This window comes from Flavobacterium sp. (assembly GCF_044368625.1).
Taxonomy (GTDB): Bacteria; Bacteroidota; Bacteroidia; order Flavobacteriales; family Flavobacteriaceae; genus Flavobacterium.
The window spans coordinates 1-3162 of record NZ_JBIPPD010000289.1; the positions used below are offsets into that span (position 1 = coordinate 1).

The following is a 3162-nucleotide window of genomic DNA, read 5'->3' on the forward strand; positions in this document are numbered from 1 at the left end:
TGGTTGCTCCTCAGCAGAGCCAATGTCCTCTTCAGTTTGATGCGGTAATATAATTAATTTAAATTGAAAAATTACCAACTATTTTTGACCACATTACCAAAAATAATAAAAAAGAAGCCTTTCGGAAATAAATTCGAAAGGCTTTTTTTATTTTTTAAAATAAATATAAAGAAATCGTAATCTTTAATCGTCATTTCTTGGCGGCTTTTTTCAAAGCAGTTCCTCCCGGTAAATTCATCTTATCTGTTAGAACAGAAAGTTCATTTAGATTGAAATTTCCAGTAAGCGACATAAGCACCGTTTCGTTACTCGCGCCACTATCTTCAATGAGCATCAAAAGCTCTTTGATTTGATTGTCTTTTCCAGTCGACTTCACTGAAATCCGGATATGCTGTGTGCCATCTTTAACCCGCATCAACTCTTCCAAACCAGCAGAAATTAAATATTTTTCGGATGTTGCTTTTAAATCCGCTTTCATTTTTGAATTGGAAGTTGTAAAAACTTTCAAATTATCTAACTTTTTGATTAAGTTGAGGTAATTTTGCACCTCCTTATCTTTGGTATCCATCTTTACATTTCCCATCATTTGGAACATTTTTTTGGTAACCAAAATTGAACTTACCTGATCTACTCCGTCAAACTTATCAAACACCGTTTGTTGTGCAAAAAACACATTGGGCAATAAAATAAAAGCAATTAAAGCATATAGTTTTTTCATTATTTTAGGTTTTTTAAAATTTAATTTTCGAGTTTAAATATTTTATTTTTTGCAATTTCATATTCGGTAATGTACTGTACACTTTCGTATCCTTTATTGACTTTTTTTGACAAAAGCGAAAGTGCTTTTTGGGTTTCTATCAATGCAATTTTCGGATCGTCATACGTTCCTAAATCACCGGAATTGTTGGAATTGCACCCATTTAGGCTAAAAGTCGCAATGAGAACTGCAACGATAAGTACGGTTTTAGTTTTTAGTGTTTTGTTAATTAATTTCATAGTTTTTTTCTGTAATTTGAAACTTTCTCTCTATGGCATTTTATTCCAACACTAACAAATGATGTGCCAACAGTATCATTTTTTTTCCTGCGGAATAAATGTACGAATTACATTTGATTAAATGTACAGTTTCCAATATTCAATAAAGGGTACAACCATTAGTCATTTTTTTAACCACTACGAATCTTCCTGTTACGGATATAAAATCAAAACCTAAACTCAATGACTTTACGTCCAAAAAAAGTGGATTTTAAAACTAAAGTACTTAAATTTACGTTTATAATTTTACTTAATTTCTGTATGATACCCCTTTTTTCTAGGGATTGAAATTAGTAAATTACATAAAATTTTGTTTTTTTAATTTATAAATATGTCCCAATGAAAAGCGTTTCTAAATCTATATTTATTATAATTCTTGTTTTTTTTACCTTATACGGTTGCGAAAAAAATGACGATTCATTAAACGTTCCTGCCGAACTTGAGGTGCAAAATTTTATTTGGAAAGGTCTTAATTTATACTATTTATGGCAAGACGACGTACCCGATTTGGCCGACGATCGTTTTGTAAATCAGGGCGAACTCAACACGTATTTGAGTAATTTCAATGATCCGTTTGCACTTTTTAATAATTTGAGAGTAGATCCAAGTATCGATCGTTTTAGCGTTTTAGTGGAAGATTACGTTTTTTTGGAAAATCTTTTTCAGGGCGTGACAAAAAATAACGGAATGGAATTCACTTTACGTTTCAAACCCGGAAGTCAAACCGATATTTATGGGGTGGTTAATTATGTTATTCCCAATTCAGATGCAGAGGCTAAAAATATTACAAGAGGAATGATTTTTTACGCTATCGATGGTCAAACACTCACGGTTGACAATTACAGAAACTTAATTGCCGCAAATTCGTATACCATCAATTTAGCCAATTTCGACAATGGCGCCATCACTCCCAACGGGACTTCGATACTTTTAACGAAAACAGAATTAACCGAGAATCCCGTATTTTTAACCAAAGTCATTCAAACAAGCAACCAGAAAGTAGGCTATTTGATGTACAATGGTTTTACCGCCAATTACGATTTGCAATTGAACCAAGCTTTTGGAACATTAAAAAGTGAAGGCGTGACTGATTTGGTACTGGATTTGCGATATAACGGCGGCGGATCGGTATTGACTGCCACACGATTGGCCAGTATGATTACCGGTCAATTTACCGGACAATTGTTTGCCAAACAACAATGGAACAGTAAAATTCAAACCTATTTCGAAGAAAATAATCCGGCTCAATTGGTCAATAATTTTACCAATACAATCAACAATACAGCGATTAATGATTTGAATTTAACCCGAATTTATATACTTACCACTGGCGGAACGGCTTCGGCAAGTGAATTAGTAATCAATGGTTTGAAGCCCTACATTGAAGTTATCCAAATTGGAACTAAAACAACGGGTAAAAATGTAGGTTCGATAACGCTGTACGATTCGCCGTCGTTTAACAAAGAAAATGTGAATAAAAACCACAAATATGCCATGCAACCCATCGTTATAAAAACAATTAACAAAGATGGTTTCGGCGATTACCAAAACGGAATTCTACCTACCACCGAATTAGCCGAAAACCCCGGAAATATGGGCGTTTTAGGCAATGAAAACGAACCATTTTTAAGCACTGCTTTGGGATTGATTAACGGAAATGCACGAACGTTTCAGCACGACAGCAGACGTTTCGGTAACGAATTTAAAAATTCGAAAGCATTGCAGAGTTTCGGAAACGAGATGTATATTTTAAATCACGCCTTGCTTGAAAACTTCTTTCCTTATTAAAATTTGGGAGTACCCTCGTAATCCCAACATTTTCTTCCATCGAGAAAAATCACGATATGACGAGATCGTGCCTATTTTTTCTGCTTTTTTTGTCTCTCCAAGTCCCTTTTTTAAAAGATTTGGAGAGACAAAAAGGATTACCCTGTCAGTCGATCATGCGAAAGACGGCTATTTTGCAATCATTTTTTTAACGCAACAAAACGAAATTAATTTATATGCATATCCGTTTTTAATCATACTCCTGTAATACTTGCTATCACTAGTCTATCGAAGATTTTCTCACCAAAATATCTGCGATTTAGCTTATAAACAAACTCGTTCAGATACAGTTGTAAGTTT

At 33.9% G+C, this 3162-nt stretch carries 3 protein-coding genes and 1 pseudogene; 1 reads left to right on the forward strand and 3 read right to left on the reverse strand.

Annotated elements, in window-relative coordinates; all coding sequences use genetic code 11:
• Positions 1 to 190: 190 nt before the first annotated feature.
• Together ACIQ2X_RS15030 and ACIQ2X_RS15035 are read right to left on the reverse strand one after the other, a co-directional pair.
• Positions 191 to 718 carry a DUF4252 domain-containing protein gene (locus ACIQ2X_RS15030; protein ID WP_396179774.1) on the reverse strand — a complete coding sequence of 176 codons (528 nt, stop codon included), beginning with the start codon at positions 716 to 718 and terminating at the stop codon, positions 191 to 193.
• A 20-nt stretch (positions 719 to 738) separates the two neighbouring features.
• Entirely contained in the window at positions 739 to 996 is a 258-nt protein-coding gene (locus ACIQ2X_RS15035) for a hypothetical protein (protein ID WP_396179775.1), read from the reverse strand.
• A gap of 378 nt (positions 997 to 1374) precedes the next feature.
• Between ACIQ2X_RS15035 and ACIQ2X_RS15040 the strand changes: the two genes are divergently transcribed.
• The gene (locus ACIQ2X_RS15040; protein ID WP_396179776.1) at positions 1375 to 2823 is read left to right on the forward strand and encodes a S41 family peptidase; all 1449 of its coding nucleotides are present in this window, start codon (positions 1375 to 1377) and stop codon (positions 2821 to 2823) included.
• 233 nt (positions 2824 to 3056) lie between these two features.
• On the opposite strand, the pseudogene ACIQ2X_RS15045 reads toward ACIQ2X_RS15040, so the two are convergent.
• A pseudogene (locus tag ACIQ2X_RS15045) lies at positions 3057 to 3162 on the reverse strand (IS1595 family transposase); the annotation flags it as partial.

Coding starts and splice junctions, on each gene's coding strand:
- ACIQ2X_RS15030 (WP_396179774.1), bottom strand. CDS start 718: ATGAAAAAACTATATGCTTTAATTGCTTTTATTTTATTGCCCAATGTG.
- ACIQ2X_RS15035 (WP_396179775.1), bottom strand. CDS start 996: ATGAAATTAATTAACAAAACACTAAAAACTAAAACCGTACTTATCGTT.
- ACIQ2X_RS15040 (WP_396179776.1), top strand. CDS start 1,375: ATGAAAAGCGTTTCTAAATCTATATTTATTATAATTCTTGTTTTTTTT.